The sequence below is a fragment of the Kitasatospora sp. NPDC101447 genome, from assembly GCF_044767225.1.
In the GTDB taxonomy this organism is placed as follows: domain Bacteria; phylum Actinomycetota; class Actinomycetes; order Streptomycetales; family Streptomycetaceae; genus Kitasatospora.
In genome coordinates, this window is the sequence record NZ_JBIWNL010000005.1 from 365,421 (window position 1) to 386,371 (window position 20,951).

A 20,951-nucleotide genomic window follows, 5' to 3' on the forward strand; every position below is an offset into this window, starting at 1 on the left:
TGTGTCGCATGACGGTTCAGGCCGGTTGCCGGGCGGCGTCGATCACCCGGGCCAGTCGGCGCGGAGTGGGGGCGGTGAAGACCTGCTTGACGGTGATGCGTACGCCGAAGGCCGCGCGGACGGCGGAGGCGAGTTGAACGGCGATCAGCGAGTCCCCGCCCAGGTCGAAGAAGTCGTCCTGCGCCGCCACGTGCTCCAGTCCGAGCAGTTGACCGAAGATCCGGGCGAGCTGTGTTTCGGTGTCGCCGTCCGGTGCGGGCTTCGGGACGGTCGGCGCGGGCCGGGCGGTGACGGTCGGCGCCGGGTTGTCGGTGGGGAGCGGTGAGTACCGCTGCGGGCTGAACGGGTAGGTCGGCAGCGGAGTCCGGCCCGGCCGGTGGCCTTCGTGCAGCCGCGGCCAGTCGAGCTCGACGCCGGCCGCCCACAGCTGTCCGGCGGCGGCCAGCGAGGTCCGCAGGGCGGACTGCTCGCCGGCGGGGTGCGGCAGGCTCGGCAGCGCCAGGTGGCCCTCGGTGCGAGCCGGGTGCCGGCGGGCCAGAGTCGTCAGGGTCAGGCCGGGGCCGACTTCGAGCAGGATCCGGCCGGGCTCGGCGAGCAGGGTGGCGAGGGTGTCGCCGAAGCGCACCGCCCGGCGCATGTGGGCGGTCCAGAACTCGACGCCCGGAACGCGGTCCGTGCGGACCCACTCCCCGGTGGTGTCCCCGACCCAGGGGATCGACGGCGCCCTGAGGTCGAGTTCGGCGACCACGGAGGCGAACCGGTCGAGGATCGGCTCCACCAGAGCGCTGTGTCCGGCGGCGGCGATGTGCAGCAGGCGCGCGTCGACGCCGTCCTCCGTCAGCCGTGCGAACAGCGCGTCGACCGCCCCCCGCGGCCCGGACACGACGCACTGGTCGGGTCCGTTGACGGCCGCGAGCTCCAGGCCGTCGCCGAGAAGTCCGGTGACGTCGCGCTCGGGCAGCGGCACGGCCAGCATCGCCCCGACGGGCAGGCCCTGAAGCAGCCTGCCGCGCTCGGCGACCAGCCGCAGCGCGTCGGGCAGGCAGAGCACACCGGCCACGCATGCGGCGGCGAAGGCACCGAGGCTGTGTCCGGCGACGGCCGCCGGCCGTACCCCTCGCTGCTCCCACATCCGGGCGAGCGCGTACTCCACCACGAAGACGGCCGGCTGGGCCACGCTCATGTCGCGCAGCAACTCTTCGGCCGCCGCGCTCTGCTGCTCGCCGGCCGGGTACAGGACCGCCCGCAGGTCCAGGCCGAGCGTGGGCGCGAGCTGCGCGCAGCACGCGTCGACCTCGGCGCGGAAGACCGGGTCGTTCTCGTACAGTTCGCGGCCCATGCCGACGTGCTGTCCGCCCTGCCCGGGGAAGACGAACGCCACCGGCCGCTCGCCGCCCACGGGCGGGTGGCCGAAGGTGCCGGCCCCGGTCAGTGCTTCGACCGCCTCGGTGTGGTCGGCGGCCACGGCGAACCGGCGGTGCACGAAGGCGCGGCGGCCGGTCTGCAGCGTCCAGGCCGTGTCGGCCAGCTCCCGGCCGGGGTCGGCGGCGCCGGCGGCCTGCCGTTGCAGGTGCTCGGCGAGCCTGGCGGCGGCGCGGTCCAGCTCGGGGGCCGTCCGGGCGGACAGCACCAGCAGCTGGCTCGCGGGCGCGGCGGGCGGGCGGGGTCGCGCGGGCGGCTCCTCCAGGATCGCGTGCGCGTTGGTGCCTCCGATCCCGAACGAGCTGACCCCGGCCCGGCGGGGACCGTCGGGGCGCCACCGGTACGGTTCGGTGTTCACCACGAACGGGCCGTCCGCGAAGGGGATCTCCGGGTTGGGTGAGGTGTAGTGCAGGCTCGGCGGGATCAGGCCGTGCCGGACGGCCAGCACCGCCTTGATGAAGCCCGCCACCCCGGCGGCCGCGTCGGTGTGGCCGATGTTGGTCTTCACCGACCCGATCCGGCAGAACCCGCGCCGGTCGGTGCCGCGCCGGAAGGCCTGGGTCAGCGCGGCCAGTTCGATCGGGTCACCCAGCGGCGTCCCGGTCCCGTGCGCCTCGACGTAGCCGATGCTGTCCGGCTCGACGTCGGCCACCAGGTGGGCCGCGCGGATGACCTCGGCCTGGCCGGCCACTCCCGGCGCGGTGAAGCCCACCTTGTCCGTGCCGTCGTTGTTCACCGCGGTGCCGCGCAGGACGGCACGGATGTGGTCGCCGTCCTGAAGTGCGTCGGCGAGCCGCTTGAGGACCACGATGCCGACACCGTTGCCCGCGACGGTCCCACGGGCCCGGGCGTCGAAGGCCCGGCAGCGGCCGTCGGGCGAGATGACACCGCCCTCGGAGTACTCGGGCAGGCGCGCCGGGACGTTGACACTGGCCCCGCCGGCCAGAGCCAGGTCGCACTCGCCGGACAGCAGCGCCTGCGCGGCGAGATGAACGGCGACCAAGGAGGTGGAGCAGGCGGTCTGCACCGTCACCGCCGGCCCGGTGAGACCGAGCCGGTGGGCTGCCCGCGACGTGAGGAAGTCGATGCCGGTCCCCAGCCGCAGCTGCCACTCGCTGACCGGGCCGAGCCGGTCGCGGTGGGCCGTCAGCGTCTCCAGGTAGCCGGTCTGGCTGCTGCCCGCATACACGCCGACCGGCCCGGCACAGGCCCGGGCGTCGTACCCGGCGTCCTCCAGCGCCTCCCAGGCGCAGGTCAGGAACAGCCGCTGCTGCGGGTCGAGGATCAGCGCCTCGCGCGGCGAGTAGCCGAAGAACGCCGCGTCGAACCCGTCCGCGTCCTCCAGTACTCCGAGCGCGGGGACGTACTCGGGAGTGGACGGGTCGCCGGGGAAGCGGGTGACCGATTCCGTGCCCTTGACCAGGTTGTCCCAGAACTCCCCGAGGTCACGCGCTCCGGGAAACCGCCCGGCCATCCCGACGACGGCGAGGAAGGGGCTGTCCGGAACCACCGGCTGTGCCGCCTGCGTCATCGGGCACCTCCGGCGCTCCGGCGGGCGGCGCGGCGCTGCTGGAGCCGGGCGTACCCGCTGCGGCGCTCATCGGCACGCTCGTCACCGGGCGCGCCGACGGCCGGCCCGGAGCCGTCGCGCAGATGGGCGGCGAGCTTGCGGACGGTCGGGTGCGCGAAGAGCGCGACGCCGGGAACCCGGCGTCCCAGCGCCCCGCTGAGCTTGCGCTGCACCTGGACGAGCAGCAGCGAGTGACCGCCGATCTCGAAGAAGCTGTCGTCCGGCCCCACCTGGCCGACCTGCAGCACCTCACGCCACACGGCCGCTATCTGCTCCTCCAGGCCGGTCAGCGCCACCGCCTGCGGTGCGCCGGAGTTGGCGTCGCCGGCGGTGGTGTCGCCGGACGTGGCGTCGCCGGACGTGGCGTCGCCGGCGGTGGCGTCGCCGGACGTGGCGTCGCCGGCGGTCGGCACCGGGAGCGCCCTGTGGTCGATCTTGCCGTTCGCGGTCAGCGGCAGCTCGTCGAGCACCACGTAGGAGGCCGGGACCATCGCGGTCGGCAGACTCATGGCCAGATGGGCGCGCAGCTGCGACGACTCGACCTCGGCGGCGACCACGTAGGCGACCAGCCGCTTGCCGTCCGCCCCGTCGTCCACCGCCCGCACGTACGCCTGACGCACCGCCGGGTGCGTGCACAGGGCCGCACTGATCTCCGCCGGTTCGACCCGCCGGCCGCGGATCTTCACCTGGTCGTCGGCCCGCCCGACGAAGGCCAGGGCACCGTCGGCGCGCAGCACCACGAGGTCGCCGGTGCGGTAGAGCCGCCCGCCCGGCGTCTTGCCGAACGGGTCCGGCACGAAACGGTCGGCGGTCAGCCCCGGCTGCCCGAGGTACCCGCGGGCCAGCACCGCCCCACCCACGTACAGCTCGCCCCGGGTGTCCGCCGCAACCGGCTCCAGATCGGCGTCCAGCACATACGCCCGCGCCCCGGCCACCGGCCGCCCGATCGGCAGCGTCTCCCCCTCGGGTATCGACTCCCCGGTGAACGCCTGGAGTGTGGCGGTGATGGTGGTCTCCGTCAGCCCGTAGGCGTTGACCACGGGCACCGGGGTATGCCGTCGCCAGCCGGCCAGCGTACGGGTGTGCCCGGTGTCGCTGCCCACGACCAGGAGCCGCAGGGCCTCGGGCACCTCCCGCGGTTCGGCGTCGAGATCGCGGACCCACTGGTCCCAGTACGGCGTCGGCACGTTGGCCACCGTGACCCGCTCACGGCACAGATGCTCCTCCAGCTCCGCGGGCGACGGCACCGAATCGGGAGCCACCACCACCCGGGCGCCGGCCAGCAAGGTCGGGAACACCTCCTCGCCGAACACGTCGAACCCCGGCGCGGCGAACTGCAGCACCCGATCGGCTGCGGTCAGGGCGAAGGCCGCGCCGACGGCAACCGCGTGGTTGGCCAGCGACCCGTGGGTGACGGCCACCGGCTTGGGACGCCCGGTCGAACCCGAAGTGAAGATCACATAGGCGAGGTCGCCGGGAGCGACCGCCACCGCCGGGCTCTGCGCGGAGCGCCCGGCCGGCCCGCCGACGGCCGGGTCGACCACCTCGACCGCGTTGGCCCCCTCGACCCCCTTGACCCCCGCACAGCCCTCGGGCCCGATCAGCAGGGCGACACCGGCGGCCTCCAGCTGGTACCTGCGGCCCTCGACCGGCAGCGCCGGGTCGAGCGGCAGGTAGGCGGCACCGGACTTCAGCACGGCCAGCACCGCCGTCACCAGTTCACGCCCGCGCGGCAGGTTCACCGCGACCACGCTCTCGGCGCCCGCACCTCGCTCCACCAGCACTCCGGCCAACCGGTCGGCGGCAGCGTCAAGCCCCGCGTACGTCACGCACCCGTCGCGGTCGACGACAGCCACCGCATCAGGACTGGCCCGTACCCGCTCCTCGAACAGCTGCGGCACACAGACCACGGCACGCAGACCGGCCGACGAGAGCGCGGTAGCGGCTCGGCTCTCATCCTCTTGACTCAGTTCGGGCCTCACGAGGCCAACTCCTCTCCAGAACGGCGCGCGCAGCACTCCACCGGACACCGGACGGGCACAGGCCCCGGCCGTGCCGTCCGCCCGAAGCGCACCCGCCCCGGCCGGGCGGGGTTTCAGGAAGCTCAAGGGGAAACCGGGCGGAGTCATTGCGGCCCGTCGACGTCACGTCAGCTGTGGACAGCTGCTGTCGGGCTTTCAGACGATCAGCGAGCTTGCTGCCGACGAGTGTGCGAAGCGCCGGTAGACATCCGATGGACGAGCACACCGACCGTTCCGCAGAAACCCCCGAGAGCCCCCGCACGCCGTATCCGCCGGCAGATCGACAACTGAAGCGAACCAATGCCGAAAGGCTCCACCCGCTCACCTGGGTGGAGCCTTTCGTGCCATCGGGACCGAGCAGATGTGCCGTGCCGCCGAGGGCTTGGCGCCCACGGCCGTTCCGTTGATCCCCGAGGCCGGTATCGCGTTCGCCGACTCCCCGATCCGGTCGCGGCCGGAGAAGGCGGGGACGTGGCCCGGCTGAGTGAGCGCGTGCAGGCGAACCTGTTGCACGGCAACGGAGTCGGAGACCACGGTGAGATGGGGCTGTTCCGGGCCTCGGCCGCCGTCAGCCCCCGCAACGTGCGGTCAGAACTCCAGCACCTCGCGGTCGAGCGGGTACTGCGCACGGTGGGGGCCCTCGTACGGTGAGGGTGTGATCGGGAGGACGCCGGTCGGTTGCAGGCCCAGGTTGTCGTCCCAGATCCGGGGTTCGACCTGTCCGAGGACGCGGAAGCTCCGGAAGGTGAACGGCGGGCTGTCGGTCGGGAAGAAGTCGGCCGTGGTGGTCACCTGGAAGTGCAGGTGGGGTGTGGTGGAGTTGCCGCTGTTGCCGATCAGTCCGAGGACCTGGCCGGGTTCGACGCAGTCGCCCTCCCGGACGTCGAGCGTGCCGGCTTCTAGGTGGGCGTAGAGCAGGTAGCGGCCCGGTGCGACTTCCAGGGTGATGTGGTTGCCGACGGTGTCCTCGATCGGCGGGACGGGCGGCGTGACGGGCGGCGGGTTGTCCGGGATTCCGTCCTGGACCTCCACCACTCTGCCGCCGGCCGCGGCCACGACCGGCTGGCGGTAGCTCAGGTAGCTGGTGAGCCGCGCGGGGTCGCCCTCCCAGGCCTGTCCCTGCTCGCCGAGCCGGTACCAGTCGATCGCGAAGCGCTGCGGCACGTCGAAGCGGCCGTTGATCGGGGCGAGGCCGCGCCGGTGGTGGGTGTTGCCGCAGCAGGACTCGCTGGCGTACCAGGTGCCGGGGCGGACGGGCGCGTTCAGGTTCAACGGCGCGGTGCGGGAGGTCGGGGTGGCCTGCACCGTCTCCTCGAACGCGGACGGGCCGGAGGAGGTCAGGACGGCACCCGAGAGGTGGTGTTCGAGGACCTCGGGCACCGGCTGACCGCGGTCGAGGGTCAGGTCGAGCCAGATGATCCACTGCTGGGAGCCCTGGATGACGGTCGGCGTGGGCCCCGGGGGCGCCGGGGTGTACGCGTCCGCACCGGGCAGGGGGTCGCCCACCGGATTGGCGGCGTCGGCCAGCGGCTGCCCGCTCAGCGAGCCGATGACCCGGTGGGTGCGGGCGTCCTGGACGTCGACCCGGTCGAGCCGCAGCGGGGTGCTGCTGGACAGTGCGCTCGTGGTGAGCAGTTCGTAGGAGAGGTGCGTCCTGCCGTCCGTGGCGTCGAACGGCGTCGGCTCGGTCATCACCGCGGCCGTCAGCGGCGTGAACTGGGTGCCGGGTGCCAGGGCGGCCGCGCCGGTCCCGAATCCCGGTCCCGCGGCGGCCACCAGCGCGGCGGCCGCGACCACGGCGGCGGCGCGTCCGCGACGTCGAGGGCTGCGGCTGGTGCGGTTGCGAGGGTCGCGCTCTGCCATTGTGCTCTTTCGTCCGTCGGGCCCGGGGCCGTGAACGACGCCGGCACGCCCCGCACCGCGGCGCAGGCTCATGTAACCGGGCGGCCCGCCGCTTCGGCCGGAGGCCGCCGAAGTCGGCTGCCGAACTACACCCGTCCAGCCGCATCGACAGCCCGACAGCCTGCCGGGGGACGGTGCCGAAGGCCCCGTGATGTCCGAGGCCGGGCGCTGTGCCCGTCCGCCCGGCAGGCCGGTCGTTCTGCGGCGTGCTGTGGTCAGTGCTGGTGGACGTGTTCCGTCGTCGTCAGGAGCGGGACTCCGTCGGCAGTCCTTGTTCGAAGCGCAGGTACCGGTCCACCGACCGGGCCAGGACCTCGTTGCCGTCGCTCGTGACGACGCGGTCCCACCACGCCCCGTAGATCCGCTCGAAGCGGTAGCCGGAGAGCAGTTCGCCGGCAGCGCGCACGGCGTCGGGGCGCTCCGGGATGTGGTTGGCGTAGCTGTACATGATCGTGACCCAGCGGCGGTCCGGGCAGACGTTGACCACGTCGCCCGTGAACAGCGCGCCCTCCCCCGTGTTCCGGTGCATGACCGTGCTGCCCGGGAAGTGGATTCCGGGGTTGATCAGCGTCAGTTCGTCGGTCAGCCGGTGGGTCCGGCCGTTCCAGAAGTGCAGGGCGGGGTCGGGGCGGCCGACCCACTGCCGGTCGGCCTCGTGCAGGTAGACGGGCGCGTCGAAGGCGTGGGCCCACTCGACGACGGCGGAGTAGAAGTGGGGGTGGCTGACGACGATCGCGTCGATCCCGCCGGCCTTCTCCACCTCGCGGATCACCGCGTCGTCGAGGTAGGGCACGCAGTCCCACAGCACGTTGCCGCCGGCCGTGCGCACGAGCAGGGCCCGCTGGCCGATGGCGAAGGAGGGGGTGCAGCCGATGCCGAGCACGTCGGGGCCCTGCTCCTCGAAGCGCCCCTCGTGGCCCTCGGCGCGCAGTTCGGCGAGGCTGGTCCACTGCTGGCCGTCGGCCCCGACGTACTGGCGTTCGTCCAGGCAGACCGGGCAGTCGGGGCGGGTGTCGGCGTACTGGGTGCCGCAGGTGCGGCAGATGGGCAGGGTGGAGCCGGTGAGGTCAGCCACGGTCGCCTCCGGTCAGCTCGGTCAGCTCGGTCGGCTCGGCCAGCTCGGCCGGCTCGGCCAGCTCGGTCAGGACGTACGGTCGGCTGGGCCGCCAGCCCAGCTCGGTGACGGCGCGGCGCCCGGACACGACCTGGTTCAGCGCCAGGGCCTCGGCGAACGGGGCGCCCACGACGTCGGCTGCCTGCTCCTGCGGCCAGGTCTCGGCCCGGCCGGTGCCCCCCGCGGCGATGTCGGTGGCGGCGGCGAGCGCGGCGACCGGCACGGCCTCGTGGGCCACGCCGTGCAGCACGCTCCCCGGCTCGGCCTTGGTCAGGGCCAGCACGAACAGCTCGGCGAGGTCGTCCACGTGCACCATCGGCCAGCGGGTGGCCGGCGAGCCGACGTACCGGCCGGTGCCGTGCTCCTTCGCCCAGCCGGTCATCAGGCCGGGTATGCCGCCGCCGTGGCCGTAGACGATGCCGGGCCGCAGCACCACGGCGCGCACGTCCCCGGCGGTGGTCGCCAGGACGCGCTGCTCGATGCGCGGGCGGTAGCCGACGATGGCGATCGCGTTCGTGGCGGCGTCCTCGTCGACCACGGTGTCCCCGGTGGCGCCGAGCACCCACACACCGCTGGTGTACACGAACGCCCGCCCGGTGCCGCGCAACCGCTCGGTCAGCGCGTCCACGGCCGCCGCGTCCGCCGTCTCGTCGCCGGTCGGCGTGGCGAGGTTCAGCACGGCATCGATGTCATCGGTGACGGCGGCCCGCAGCGAGGCCGGGTCGCCCAGATCACCCACGCGCGACGCCACGTCGGGGCCGAGCCGCCCGGCGTCCTTGACGAAGTGGACCACCTGGTGGCCGTCCGCCGTCAGCCGCCGTGTCACGGCGGACCCGATGTAGCCGGTGGAACCCAGTACGAGTACCTTCACGTTTCTTCCTTTCGAATGATCGACAGAGGTGCAGCAGCAGGGGGTTACGAGGGATCGACGGTGTTCCGCAGCAGCTCCGCGGCCACCGTCGCGCCGTCGGTGCGGATCGCGGCGGCCAGGTCCCTCGCCCGTGCGCGGATGCCGGGGGTCAGGGCCTTGCCGAGCGCGGCGGACAGGGAGTCGAAGGTCAGGGTCGGGCCCTCGTGCAGCACGCCGATACCCAGCTCGGCCACCCGGCCGGCCCAGTACGGCTGGTCCGCCATCTGGGGCACCACGACCTGGGGTGCACCGGCCCGGGCGGCCGTCGTGGTGGTTCCGGCGCCGCCGTGGTGCACCACGGCGGCGACCCGGCCGAACAGCGCCTGGTGGTTGACCTCGCCGACCGGGAAGCAGTCGCCGTCCTCGTCGGTCGACGCCAGGTCGGCCCAGCCGCGGGAGAGGAGGATGCGGTGCCCCAGGGCGCGGACCGCCTCGACGGCCGCCCGGGCGACGTCCGGCGCGTCGCGCACGGGCATGCTGCCGAAGCCCACGTAGACGGGTGGTTCGCCGGCGTCCAGGAAGGCCTCCAGCTCGGCGGGGAGCGGCCGTTCGTCCGGCCGGATCCATGCCCCGGTCTGCACCACGTCGAGGTCCGCGGACTGCGGCCAGGGGCTGAGCAGCGGGTCGGCCGCCAGCCACGGACGGTCGGTGAGGACGTGGCCGCGGACGTCGTCCACCGGCGGCAGGCCGACGGCCGCCCGGTGGGTGTCGATCGCCTCGCCGAACAGCGCGTTCAGGTCTTCCGCGTTCTGGTCCCAGAGCACCCGGTTGTCGGTCGTGTCCGGCGGGAGCGGCCGGCCCGGCCACGCGAGCGGCGGGTGGTGCGGCGACGGCAGATAGCTCGGGAAGAAGGCGACGAACAGGTAGGGGATGCCCAGTTCCTCGGCCGCCGACCGGGCGGCGGCGGCTGCCGGGATCAGACCGGTCGCCACCACTGCGTCGCATCCCTCGGCTGCCGCGACGACGGATTCGTACGTGGCGGCGACCATCCGGGCCGCGCGCTCGGACAGGCTCTCCGCCGGGGGCTTCGCCGTGCCGGTCACCGCCTTGGTCGCCGTCTCGCGCAGCGACCGGCCGAGCGGCACCAGGGGGATGCCGACGCCGGCCGACAGTTCCGCGAAGTCGGGTGGGGCGCACACCCGTACCTCGGCGCCGAGGTCACGCAGGGCGGTGGCGAGTCCGAGCATCGGCTCGACGTCCCCGCGCGAACCGTACGCCACCAACAACACACGCATGTCCTGACTCCCGATGGTGTCCGTGGATTCGGCCTCGCCCGGCCGGCTGCCGTCCGAGCTGCCGTCCGAGGTCTTGCTGTAGCCGAGGGCCTCGACGATCAGGCCGTCCCGGACGAGGGTGAGCGTCACGCCGCGGACCGTGTCGGCCGGGCCGTCGCCGAAGCGGCAGCGCCAGCGGACGGTCGCCCGCTCACCGGTGACGACGACGGCCTCCGGCTCGTACTGCCTGGTGCGGTCCTCGGCGAGCGCCCTGCACAACTGCAGGCACGCGGCGCGGCCTTCGTAGCGGGCCCCGTCGGGGGCGGGCTGTTTCGTCTCCATCACGCAGTCGTCGGCGAGCAGGTCGACGAGCAGCGAGACGTCGTGGTGGATGAAGGCGCGGTTGAAGCGGTGGACGACGTCGGCCGTGGTGCGGAACGACATGCTGCCTCTTCCCGGGCCGTCAGGCCGGACCGGTGATCGCGTGTTCCGCGGCGCGGCTGACGTGTTCCCACGCCGCCCAGGTGTTCATGCGGGTGCGGGCGATGTCGAAGGCGAGGTCGTAGACCATGCTGCCCAGGAGGAGGCGCAGCGGCGGCTCGTCGCTGTCGACCAGCTCGATCAGCGCGGCCGCGGCGAGCTTCGGATCGCTGTCGACCGAGCCCTCGGCGAACTGCTCGGCCAGCTTCTCCCGGAGCGGCGCGTACGCCTCCAGGGGACTCGTGCTGTGCATCGCGGTGTAGAGGTCGGTCCAGTAGCCGCCGGGCTGGAGGATGCTCACCTTGGCCCCGAAGGAGGCGGCCTCCGCCGCGAGGGCTTCGCTGAGGCCTTCCAGCGCGAACTTGCCGGCGCTGTACAGGCCGGTGCTGGGGAAGCCGCCCAGGGCGGCGATGCTGGAGACCTGCACGAGGTGACCGGAGCCCTGTTCGCGCAGCACGGGCATGACGGCCTGGCTCACCCAGAGCGCGCCGAAGAAGTTGACGTCCAGCTGGGCGCGCGCCTCGGCTTCGGTGAACTCCTCGACCATGCCCATCGAGAGCATTCCGGCGTTGTTGACGACGATGTCGAGCCGTCCGAAGTGGCCGACCGCCGCGGCGACGGCGGCGAACACGGCTTCCCGGTCGGTCACGTCCAGCGTGAGGGGCAGGACCCGGCCGGGGTGGGCGCTCGCGAGCTCGTCCAGCGCGGTCGTGGTGCGGGCGGCGACCACGATGCGGTCGCCGGCCGTCAGGGCCGCCTCGGCGAAGGCGCGGCCGAGACCGCGGCTGGCGCCGGTGATGAACCAGACGCGGCTGGTGGGTCGGGCGGGGGCGTGCACGGTCGGTGCTCCTGTCTTCGGGAGATCGTGAGGGTGTGGGTGGCCGGGCGGACGCGGCACGCTGTTCAGGTGCGCGGTGCGGACGCGGCACGCTGTTCAGGCGCGCCGGGCGGACACGGCACGCTGTTCAGGCGCGCGGTGCGCTCCGGACGGCGAGAACGGTGAGGAGGGCGAAGAGGGCCCCGGCCGTCAGGACGGCGCTCGTGCCGAGGCCGGTGGCGACGACTCCGCCGAGCAGGGCCCCGAGGGCGATGGCCAGGTTGTAGACGGAGGTGTTCAGGGCGGTGGCCGCCTCGGCCGAGTCGGGTGCCGCCTTGAGGATCCACGTCTGGACGCCGACGGGCACGCCGCCGAAGGCCAGCCCCCAGCCCAGCAGCAGCAGGGTCCCGCCGACCGGGGTGCGGCCGGCGAGGGGAAAGACCGCGAGGACCGCGGTGAGCAGGACGCTGAGGGTGACGATGGTCGCGCGGACGTTCCGCTCCGCGGCCGCGCCGGCGAGGAAGTTGCCGAGGATGCCGGCGACGCCGAAGCCGAGCAGGAGCGGGCCGATCGCGCCCTCGCCGATCCCCGAGACGGTCCGCAGGACCGGGCTGACGAAGGTGAAGGCGGCGAAGTGGCCGCCGACCAGGAGGAACGTGGCGATGACGCCGGCGCGTACGACGGGGTGGCGGAACTGCTGCGGCAGGGTGCGCAGCTGGACGACCTGTCGGGCGGGCATCGAAGGCAGCAGGAAGAGCAGGCCCACCAGCACGAGGAGGCCCAGTGCGCCCGCGGCCACGAACGCGGTGCGCCAGTCCGCGAGACCGCCGATCAGCGTCCCGGCCGGTACGCCGAGGACGTTGGCCGCCGTTGCGCCGCCGAAGACCACCGACATGGCCCGGGGGACGAACCGGTCCGGCACCAGCCGCACGGCGAGGCCGGCGGCGAGCGACCAGAAGCCGCCGATGCTGATCCCAATGAGGAAGCGCGCGCCCAGCAGGACGGTGAAGTCGGGTGCCACGGCCGACAGTCCGTTGGCCAGGACCATCAGGGTGATCAGGCCGATCAGCGCGACCCGCCGGTCGAGCCGTCCGATCGCCACCGGGAGCAGCGGCGCCGTGACGGAGGCGACCAGGCCGGGGACGGTCACCATCAGGCCCGCGGTGCCCTCGGAGACGTGGAGGTCTCCTCCGACGAGGGGAAGCAGCCCCACCGGCAGTGACTCGACCGTCACCAGCGCGAACGTCCCGACCGCCATGGTGACGACGGCGAGCCAGCTCGTGAGAGGCACCCGGTCGCCGCCTGACGTGGTGGGTGACTTCTCGGTGTCGACGATGGTCATGGCACTCCGGTCCGGTAGGGGTTGGGGTCTGCTGACGATCCTTCAGTCGACCGTCGAAGCCATCAACGTCCAAGATCAGTAAGATCCGATAAATCGTGCTTATGACGGGGGGTTCGACAGCATGGAGATGCGCGAGATCGAGATATTCCTGACATTGGCGGAGGAGCTGCACTTCGGCAGAGCAGCCGCCCGGCTGCACCTCACCCAGGCGCGGGTCAGCCAGGTGATCGCCCGTCAGGAGCGGCAGATCGGCGGTCTGCTGTTCGACCGCTCCAACCGCCGTCAGGTCCGCCTGACCCCGCTCGGCCGGCAGCTGTGCGCCGATCTGCGGCCGGTCCACACGCACCTGCGGGACAGCCTCGAACGTGCCCGGTTGGCCGCCCGCGGCAAGACCGCACGTCTGCGGGTCGGCATGATGCCCTTCAACGTGCCCGACCTGCACCACTACTGGGAGGGGTTCCGCTCCCGCCACCCCGAGTGGGAGCTGCAGATCCGCAGGGCGCCGTACGTCGAACCGTTCGAGCGGCTCCGCGACGGCGACATGGACGTCTTCGTCACCTGGCTACCGGTGAACGAGCCCGATCTCACCACGGGCCCGGTCCTCTTCCACGACCCTCGTGTGCTGGCCGTCGCCGCGGACCACGAACTCGCCGGACGACCCCAGATCTCGGTCGAGGCGCTGGGGGACTTCGGCCATGCCATGCCCCCCGCGATGCCCGACTTCTGGGAGGACGGCTACCTCTCGTTCTACACGCCCCGGGGCAAGGAGATCGAACGCATCGAGTCGGCCACCAACGCCGACGAGCTGATCCATCTCGTCATCACCGGCGAGATCGTCCACCCCTTCCCGTCCCACGTCACCCGCTACTGGTCCATGTCCCATGTGCAGTTCGTCCCCATTCCCGAGATGGGGACGATTCCCTACGGTCTGGTGTGGCGCCGCGACACCGAGAACGAGCTCATCCGGGCCCTCGCCCGGACCGTCCGCGACATCGGCGCGCTGCACTTCTGAGCGCACCTGTGCGCGTCCGAGCGCATCCGAGCGCAGGCCGACGCCGGCTGCCGGTGCTCCGGCAGCGGTCCGGTGTGGTGCCGCGGACAGGATCCGCAGGACACGCCGCGGGTGCCGGCGCCCCCTGGGGAGCCGGCACCCGGGGTCGGGTCGGCGTCAGTAGACGAGGATGTCCCAGTGGCTGCCCTCGTTGCAGTACAGGTTGCCCGAGGCGGCCTTCCACTGCGGGTAGCCGTCGCCGCGGTAGCCGATGTAGGTGAAGCTGTTCTGGATGTAGCCGTCGATGCAGGAGCTGCGGGAGATGTCGACCTTGTAGCCGTTGTAGTGGCTGTAGGTGCCGGAGGCGTGGCCCACCTCGGTCCCGCCCGTGATGTTGATGGCGCAGCCGCTGGCCTGCTTGAGGGTGATGACGGTGCTCACCGTGCCCGAGTTGATCTGCTCGAACGAGGTGCAGGTGGAGTTGGACCTGGTGGTGCAGCCACCGCTGGAGCTCCAGGTGATGCCGGCGTTCCTGAACTGGGCGGCGGCCGTCGCCTGCGACAGCTTGGTGCCGCTGGCGCCGGCCGTGGGCGCCGAGAGGGCGAGGCCGGCCAGGGCCAGGACGACGACGGTGGCGGCGGTGCGTGGCTTCATCTGCATCTCCCGGTGAGTTGGTGTTCCTCCGACTCGACCTCCGCCCTCCTGCTGCGCCCCGGTGGGCGGGCGGGAGGGCGGGAGGTCCGGTGCCGGGCCCACGGAACCGGCCCGGACGAAAGGGTCGTACGCAGTGCTGTGACGCGGCAGTGCTCCGGCGCGAGCGCCGGCATCGCACCAGGATGGCCCACCGCTGTCTATGCGAGTAGACCCCGGTCTGTGAATTTCGCGTGACGGGGAGCGGCCGTCGATGCATCATGACGGAATCCGTTGGCCGGGGCTTCGCCATTGACATGTCTCATAGCGGTTTCTGAAGCCGCCAGGTCACTGCCGCAGGGGTGAGCGGGCCCAAGCCACGCGGTAATTGGTCATTTATGATCTTCTTTCGGAAATATTGAAATGTCAGCAGCCAATTGCGGATATAGGTAAGCGCCCGGAGTCCTGATGCGCTGGGGTGGAGCAGCACCGCCGGTACGGCAAGGCAAGGGAGCAGGCGTGGGCGACGTGGTGGGCCGGAGACCGGACGAGGACACGGCTGCGGGCCAGGGGACGGGCTGCCGGGGTGTCACGACGGCCGCGGGGACGGCTGTCGGGACGGCTGTCGGGACGGTGGAGGAACGCTTCCGTTCCTTGTTGGAGGCGGCGCCGGACGCGATGGTGATCACCGACGACGCGGGGACCATCACCCTGGTCAACGCCCAGACGGAGGCGCTGTTCGGGTACCCGCGCAAGGAACTGCTCGGACGCTCCGTGGAGTTGCTGGTACCCACCCGCTTCCGGGACCAGCACCACCGGCACCGCGACGAGTACGCCGCGAACCGGCAGGTCCGCCCGATGGGCGCAGGACTGGAACTGCACGGCCTGCGCAAGGACGGCACCGAGTTCCCCGTCGAGATCAGCCTCAGCCCCCTGGAGACCGCGGACGGCCTGCTCTTCTCCGCCGCCGTACGCGACGTCAGCGACCGCAAGGCCGCCGAAGCCCGCTTCCGTGCACTGCTGGAGGCGGCGCCGGACGCGATGGTGATCACCGACGACGCGGGAACCATCACCCTGGTCAACGCCCAGACGGAGGCCCTGTTCGGATACCCGCGCAAGGAACTGCTCGGACGCTCCGTGGAGTTGCTGGTACCCACCCGCTTCCGGGACCAGCACCACCGGCACCGCGACGAGTACGCCGCGAACCGGCAGGTCCGCCCGATGGGCGCAGGACTGGAACTGCACGGCCTGCGCAAGGACGGCACCGAGTTCCCCGTCGAGATCAGCCTCAGCCCCCTGGAGACCGCGGACGGCCTGCTCTTCTCCGCCGCCGTACGCGACGTCAGCGACCGCAAGGCCGCCGAAGCCCGCATCAACGAGCTCGCCGCGCTGGTCGAGTCCTCCCAGGACGCCATCCTCGCCAAGACCCTCGACGGCCGCATCACCTACTGGAACGCCGCCGCCCACTCCCTGTACGGCTACACGGCCGCCGAGGCGCTCGGCCGCCATGTGGCCATGCTGGCCACGCCCGAGCACCGGGAGGAGATCACGGCGCTGCTGAAGCGGCTGGGGGACGGCGAGAAGGTCGAGCACTTCGAGACGCTGCGGGTCACCCGCAGCGGCCGGCTGATCGACGTGGACGTGACCCTGTGGCCCACCCGGACCGCCGACGGCACGGTGACCGGCGCCTGCGCCATCGTCCGCGACATCAGCGACCGGAAACGGGCGGAGGCGGAACTCACCGCCCTGTACGAACAGCAACGGCACATCGCCCTCACCCTGCAGCGCAGCCTGATGGGCACCCCACCCGCCATCCCGGGCCTGGCCACCGCCAGCCGCTACCTGCCCGCCACCCAGGGCGCCGGGGTCGGCGGCGACTGGTTCGACCTCATCCCCCTGGGCGCCGGCCGCGTCGGCGTCCTGATCGGCGACGTCATGGGCCGCGGGCTGGAGGCGGCCGCTGTCATGGGGCAACTGCGCTCCGCCGCCCACGCGCTGGCCAAGACCGGCATGGAACCCCGCCAGCTGATGCAGGCCCTGGACGCGGCCGTCACCGACCTGGAGCTGCCCGACCAGCTGGTCACCTGCTGCTACCTCGTCATCGCCCCGGACACCGGCGAGGTGACGATCTGCTCGGCCGGGCACCTGCCCGTCCTCCTCGCCGCCCCCCACGAGACCATCCGGGCACTGCCGGCCCCGGTGAGCGCCCCGCTGGGCGTCGGCGGCATTCCCCACCAGCAGGCCTGTCTGGCCGTACCGCCCGGCGCCACCCTGCTGCTCTACACCGACGGCCTGGTCGAGATCCCCGGCGGCGACATCGAGGCCCAGATCACCGAGCTGGTCGCGACCGTCGGCCGCGCCTTCACCGGCAACGGCGGACTGGAAGCCGTCGCCGACCGCGTCCTGTCCGCCGTGCTGCCCGACACCGACGGCCACTACGACGACGTCACCCTCCTCCTGCTGCAGCTGCCCGCCGCCCCGCTGGCCACCGCCACCACCGACCTGCCCACCGTTCCGTCCTCCGTCGGCGAGGCCCGCGTCTTCCTCACCAAGACGCTCACCACGTGGGGCTGCGCCGAACGGACCGACGACGCCTGCCTGTTGCTGTCCGAGATCCTCACCAACTCCGTCCAGCACGGCCAGGGGCCGATCGAACTGCTGCTGCGCCGCACCAGCACCGAACTCACCGTCGAGATCGGCGACCGCAGCTCCCAGCTGCCCCACCCCCGCCTCGCCACCAGCGACGAGGAGTCCGGCCGGGGGCTCATCATCGTCGACGCCCTGGCCGACGGCTGGGGCGTCCGCCCCAGCGGCAGCGGCAAGACCATCTGGTTCACCCTCCAGCTCTGAGCGGCCCGCCGGAGGTGCGCGCGCGACCGCCGCGCGGGCATAGGCATTGGGTCCGTGACCGCCACGCGGCCATAGCAGCAGGTCCGCGGCCGCCTGCCGCATCGCGCCATCCTGTTCGTGTAGCGATCGTCACAAGGGGTGCGTCAACGCCGCAGGCCTTGCGGCGCGGTGGCCGCCCGGGCGTAGGATCTTCGGTTTCCGCACACGGGACTCGCCCCGAACCGAAGCTCTGACTTCTGTAGAAGATGCAACATCTTTCACACGACCGGCTTGAAACGATCACTTTCCGCCCCCAGGCCGATCACACATCCGAGCTGTTCGCTCACGACTGGTAGGAATGATTCCGAGCGGGCCGATCGCCACCGGACCGTCCTGACCGGCGCCGACGACGCGTCCGGCAGTCGACGCTGCCGACCGGTCCGCCAAAACGGGGGCACTGAAAGTTCTTCACATTTTCCACCTGGGGGGCACAGCCATGTCCGAAGACACCACCACCGAGATCACCCGCCGGCGGATGCTGCAAGGCGCCGTCGTCGCGACGGCCGTCGCCGCCGGCGCGGTCGCCCTGGGCCTCACCGGCCCCGCCGTCGCACCCGCCAACGGCGCCGACACGGAGGGCGGCGACAGCTTCGACGAGGTCTTCCGCGGCCGCCGCATCCAGGGCATGCCGATGTCCGGCGACGGCCACCACGCGATGAGCGGCTACATGGTGCTGATCGACGGCCGCGAACTGCACATGATGCGCAACGCGGACGGCACCTGGATCAGCGTCATCAACCACTACCAGACCTTCACCACGCCGCGGGCGCTGGTCCGGGCCGCCGTCGACTCCCTGAACGGCGCCGACCTGGCCCCGCTCGCCGCCTGACTCCCGACCGCCATCCGGCCTCCGCACCGACCACCCTCGAAGGAAGAACCATGGCAGTCCGCAAGAGCCAGTCGACCCTGACGCCCGCCGAGAAGCGCGCCTTCGTCAACGCCGTCCTGGAACTCAAGCGCCGAGGTGCGTACGACGCGTTCGTCAGCACCCACAACGACTTCATCATGAGCGACACCGACTCCACCGAGCGCACCGGCCACCGCTCGCCCTCCTTCCTGCCCTGGCACCGCAGCTTCCTGCTGCGCTTCGAGCGCGCCCTGCAGGAGATCGACGCCACCGTCACGCTCCCGTACTGGGACTGGACCACCGACCGCACCCCGAACTCCTCGCTCTGGGGAGCGGACTTCCTCGGCGGTGACGGCACCGGCACCGGCGGCCGGGTGGCCACCGGCCCGTTCGCGCAGGGCTCCGGCAACTGGACGCTCACCGTCCGGCCCGACAGCCGCAACTACCTGATCCGCCGGCTGGGCCAGGGCGGCCAGGACCTGCCGACCCGGGCCGACGTGGACGCCGTGCTGGCGATCGCCACGTACGACGCCGCGCCGTTCAACAGCGCCAGCGCGGGCTTCCGCAACAGCCTGGAGGGCTGGGCGGGCGTCAACGTGCACAACCGGGTGCACGTCTGGGTCGGCGGCACCATGAGCACCGGCATGTCGCCCAACGACCCGGTGTTCTGGATGCACCACTGCATGATCGACCGCCTGTGGGCCGCCTGGCAGAGCCGCCACCCGGGCCAGGGCTACCAGCCGGTCCGCAGCACCAGGAATGTGGTCGCCCTGAACGACACCATGAAGCCGTGGAAGGACGTCACCCCGGCCGACCTGCTGGACCACACCAAGTTCTACACGTACGACAACGCGTACTGATCCGGCCGGTACGGCGTCGGGGGCCGGAGCAGTGCACACTGCTCCGGCCCCCGGCGCCGCCTCGGCCTCGGTGTCCACCCGGGCGAGCAAGGATCCGGCACCAGCCCGCCGTTGCACTCAGGCGACCGGCAGTTCGTCGTTCTCCCGCCGGGAGGCTGTGCCGAGCACGGTGCGTGCGACGTCTTCCAGGGATCCGAGCAGCGGGTTGGGGTCGTCAGCGCGCGTGACGAGCACGACCTCGCAGGGATCGATGTCGACGACGGGCACCATGACGAGGTCCTCGCGCGCAGCGGCGCGTCGGTCGCCGGCGGGGAAGATCGCGACACAGTGGCCGGTGGCGACGAGTTCCAGCTTGTCCTCGTAGCTGTCGTCGTTCGCGGGCGCGGGTGGTGCCGGGCGGTCGCCGACCGGCCTGGGCGTGCTCCAGAGAACCGGGGTGCTGACGCAGGCCACCAGTTCCTCGTCCGACAGAGCCCGCAGGCTGACGGGTTTTCCGTCCGCCAGGTGATGACTCGCCGGCATGACGAGCACCCGCGACTCCTCGTGGAGCCTGGTCACCCGGAAACCGTCCGCGGGAAAGGGCAGGGGTCCGTAGGCGACGAGGGCGTCGAGCCGCCCCTCGGCGAGGGCGTCCGTGTCCCGCCAGTCGAGGTGCCGGGTGCGCACCCGGCCGTCGGGGTGCCGGCGGCGCAGTTCCTGCACACAGGCGGTGATGACCAGCCCTTCGGCGTAGCCGACGGTGATACCGGGGGACCGGCCGGCGGCTCTGGCCGCGTCGGCGGCGTACTCGGCTTCCTGGAGCAGTGTCCGGGCCCGGGGAAGGTAGGCCTGACCGGCGTCGGTGAGGCTGCTGCCCTGCGGCGAGCGGTCGAAGAGCCGGACACCGAGCTGAGCTTCCAGCCGCTGGATCTGACGGCTCAACGACGGCTGCGCCACGTGCAGCTTGGTGGCGGCGCGGCCGAAGTTGCCGTACTCCGCCACGACCGTGAAGTAGCGCACGAGCCGCAGATCGACGTCCATGCGCCCAGGGTACGTGGCGTGCCGCCATGCGCCCGGGGCATGACGGCATGCGGAACAGGTCTTGGACACGGTGTGCGGGTGGACATTTGGCTGGAGGGCATGACCACTTATGACGGCAAGAAGATCGTGATCACGGGCGGAAGCAACGGCATCGGCCTGGCCGCGGCCCGGTTGTTCGCGGACGGTGGGGCGCACGTCCTGATCACCGGCCGCACCAGGTCCTCCCTTGACGCCGCCGTGGAGCAGTTGGGGAAGAAGGCGATCGCCGTCCGCAGCGACGCCGCGTCCCTGAAGGACATCGAGGCGCTGGCCGACACGGTCCGGGAGCGGTTCGGCACGGTGGACGCGCTGTTCGTCAACGCCGGCGTCACCGCGTCCGCGCCGTTCGACTCGACGACGGAGGAGATGTACGACGAGCTGTTCGGCATCAACGCCAAGGGCCCGTACTTCACCGTGCAGGCGTTGGCGCCGCTGATGCGCGAGGGAAGCGGCGTGGTCCTCACCACGTCGGTGGTGAACGTCCTGGGCCTCGACGCGCTCAGTGTCTACTCGGCGAGCAAGGCAGCCCTGCGGTCGATGACCCGCACCCTGGCCCGCGAGCTGCTCCCGCGCAAGGTGCGCGTCAACGCCGTGAGCCCCGGCCCGATCGACTCGGGCATCCTGGACCGCTCCTCGCTGCCCGCCGACGTGGTCGAGGCGACGAAGGACGGCTTCCGGAGCACCATCCCGATGCAGCGGCTGGGGACTCCCGAGGAAGTGGCCGCCGCGGTCGCGTACCTGGCGTTCGGTGCGACCTTCTCGACGGGAACGGAGTTCCCCGTCGACGGCGGGGCTTCGCAGCTCTAGGTGTACTGACCGCACAGGTTAGCCGGGGTGTCGGGGCGCGGCGGAGAGCGGGCGCCCGCCCCGGCGGGCGCCCCGT

Annotated in this window: 15 protein-coding genes and 1 pseudogene; 5 read left to right on the plus strand and 11 right to left on the minus strand. The window is 72.3% G+C overall.

Annotated features, from left to right (window positions below):
- Positions 1-16: 16 nt before the first annotated feature.
- The 9 genes and pseudogenes from ACIRST_RS10625 to ACIRST_RS10665 form a co-directional block, all read right to left on the minus strand.
- Positions 17-2,953: a type I polyketide synthase gene (locus ACIRST_RS10625; RefSeq protein WP_402801544.1), complete on the minus strand. Its 2,937-nt coding sequence runs from the start codon at positions 2,951-2,953 to the stop codon at positions 17-19.
- Complete coding sequence (locus ACIRST_RS10630) at positions 2,950-4,893, minus strand: amino acid adenylation domain-containing protein (protein ID WP_402801546.1); 1,944 nt, start codon at positions 4,891-4,893, stop codon at positions 2,950-2,952. The genes ACIRST_RS10625 and ACIRST_RS10630 overlap by 4 nt, the downstream gene beginning before the upstream one ends.
- A gap of 708 nt (positions 4,894-5,601) precedes the next feature.
- Positions 5,602-6,876 (minus strand): M23 family metallopeptidase, encoded by a 1,275-nt coding sequence (locus tag ACIRST_RS10635; RefSeq protein ID WP_402801548.1) that lies wholly within the window; start codon positions 6,874-6,876, stop codon positions 5,602-5,604.
- Positions 6,877-7,159: 283 nt separating this feature from the next.
- Entirely contained in the window at positions 7,160-7,990 is an 831-nt protein-coding gene (locus tag ACIRST_RS10640) for an MBL fold metallo-hydrolase (RefSeq protein WP_402801550.1), read from the minus strand.
- Positions 7,983-8,900, minus strand: coding sequence for an NAD-dependent epimerase/dehydratase family protein (locus tag ACIRST_RS10645; protein WP_402801553.1), 918 nt, complete (start codon positions 8,898-8,900; stop codon positions 7,983-7,985). Before ACIRST_RS10645 ends, ACIRST_RS10640 begins: the two co-directional genes overlap by 8 nt.
- Before the next feature lie 44 nt (positions 8,901-8,944).
- The gene (locus ACIRST_RS10650; protein WP_402801660.1) at positions 8,945-10,174 is read right to left on the minus strand and encodes a glycosyltransferase; all 1,230 of its coding nucleotides are present in this window, start codon (positions 10,172-10,174) and stop codon (positions 8,945-8,947) included.
- Between the two features lie 102 nt (positions 10,175-10,276).
- A pseudogene (locus ACIRST_RS10655) lies at positions 10,277-10,597 on the minus strand (nuclear transport factor 2 family protein); the annotation flags it as partial.
- A 19-nt stretch (positions 10,598-10,616) separates the two neighbouring features.
- Positions 10,617-11,471 (minus strand): SDR family NAD(P)-dependent oxidoreductase, encoded by an 855-nt coding sequence (locus tag ACIRST_RS10660; RefSeq protein WP_402801555.1) that lies wholly within the window; start codon positions 11,469-11,471, stop codon positions 10,617-10,619.
- 127 nt (positions 11,472-11,598) lie between these two features.
- The gene (locus ACIRST_RS10665; RefSeq protein WP_402801558.1) at positions 11,599-12,792 is read right to left on the minus strand and encodes an MFS transporter; all 1,194 of its coding nucleotides are present in this window, start codon (positions 12,790-12,792) and stop codon (positions 11,599-11,601) included.
- Positions 12,793-12,913: 121 nt separating this feature from the next.
- On the opposite strand from ACIRST_RS10665, the gene ACIRST_RS10670 reads away from it, so the two are divergent.
- On the plus strand, positions 12,914-13,804 hold the full coding sequence (locus tag ACIRST_RS10670; RefSeq protein ID WP_402801560.1) for a LysR family transcriptional regulator: 891 nt from the start codon (positions 12,914-12,916) through the stop codon (positions 13,802-13,804).
- Between the two features lie 156 nt (positions 13,805-13,960).
- Here ACIRST_RS10670 and ACIRST_RS10675 read toward each other — a convergent pair whose 3' ends face one another.
- Positions 13,961-14,443: a hypothetical protein gene (locus tag ACIRST_RS10675; RefSeq protein WP_402801562.1), complete on the minus strand. Its 483-nt coding sequence runs from the start codon at positions 14,441-14,443 to the stop codon at positions 13,961-13,963.
- A 603-nt stretch (positions 14,444-15,046) separates the two neighbouring features.
- Between ACIRST_RS10675 and ACIRST_RS10680 the strand changes: the two genes are divergently transcribed.
- From ACIRST_RS10680 to ACIRST_RS10690, 3 genes are all read left to right on the plus strand, one after another.
- Positions 15,047-17,263, plus strand: a complete 2,217-nt coding sequence (locus tag ACIRST_RS10680; RefSeq protein ID WP_350520840.1) for a PAS domain S-box protein — start codon at positions 15,047-15,049, stop codon at positions 17,261-17,263.
- Positions 17,264-17,738: 475 nt separating this feature from the next.
- Positions 17,739-18,131 carry a tyrosinase cofactor gene (locus ACIRST_RS10685; protein WP_396548208.1) on the plus strand — a complete coding sequence of 131 codons (393 nt, stop codon included), beginning with the start codon at positions 17,739-17,741 and terminating at the stop codon, positions 18,129-18,131.
- A 50-nt stretch (positions 18,132-18,181) separates the two neighbouring features.
- Positions 18,182-19,009 (plus strand): tyrosinase family protein, encoded by an 828-nt coding sequence (locus ACIRST_RS10690; RefSeq protein WP_350520784.1) that lies wholly within the window; start codon positions 18,182-18,184, stop codon positions 19,007-19,009.
- Between the two features lie 117 nt (positions 19,010-19,126).
- Here ACIRST_RS10690 and ACIRST_RS10695 read toward each other — a convergent pair whose 3' ends face one another.
- On the minus strand, positions 19,127-20,029 hold the full coding sequence (locus ACIRST_RS10695; protein ID WP_402801565.1) for a LysR family transcriptional regulator: 903 nt from the start codon (positions 20,027-20,029) through the stop codon (positions 19,127-19,129).
- 99 nt (positions 20,030-20,128) lie between these two features.
- Between ACIRST_RS10695 and ACIRST_RS10700 the strand changes: the two genes are divergently transcribed.
- A complete protein-coding gene (locus ACIRST_RS10700) occupies positions 20,129-20,875 on the plus strand; it encodes an SDR family oxidoreductase (RefSeq protein WP_350520786.1) in 747 nt (248 codons plus the stop codon).
- Positions 20,876-20,951 lie beyond the last annotated feature (76 nt).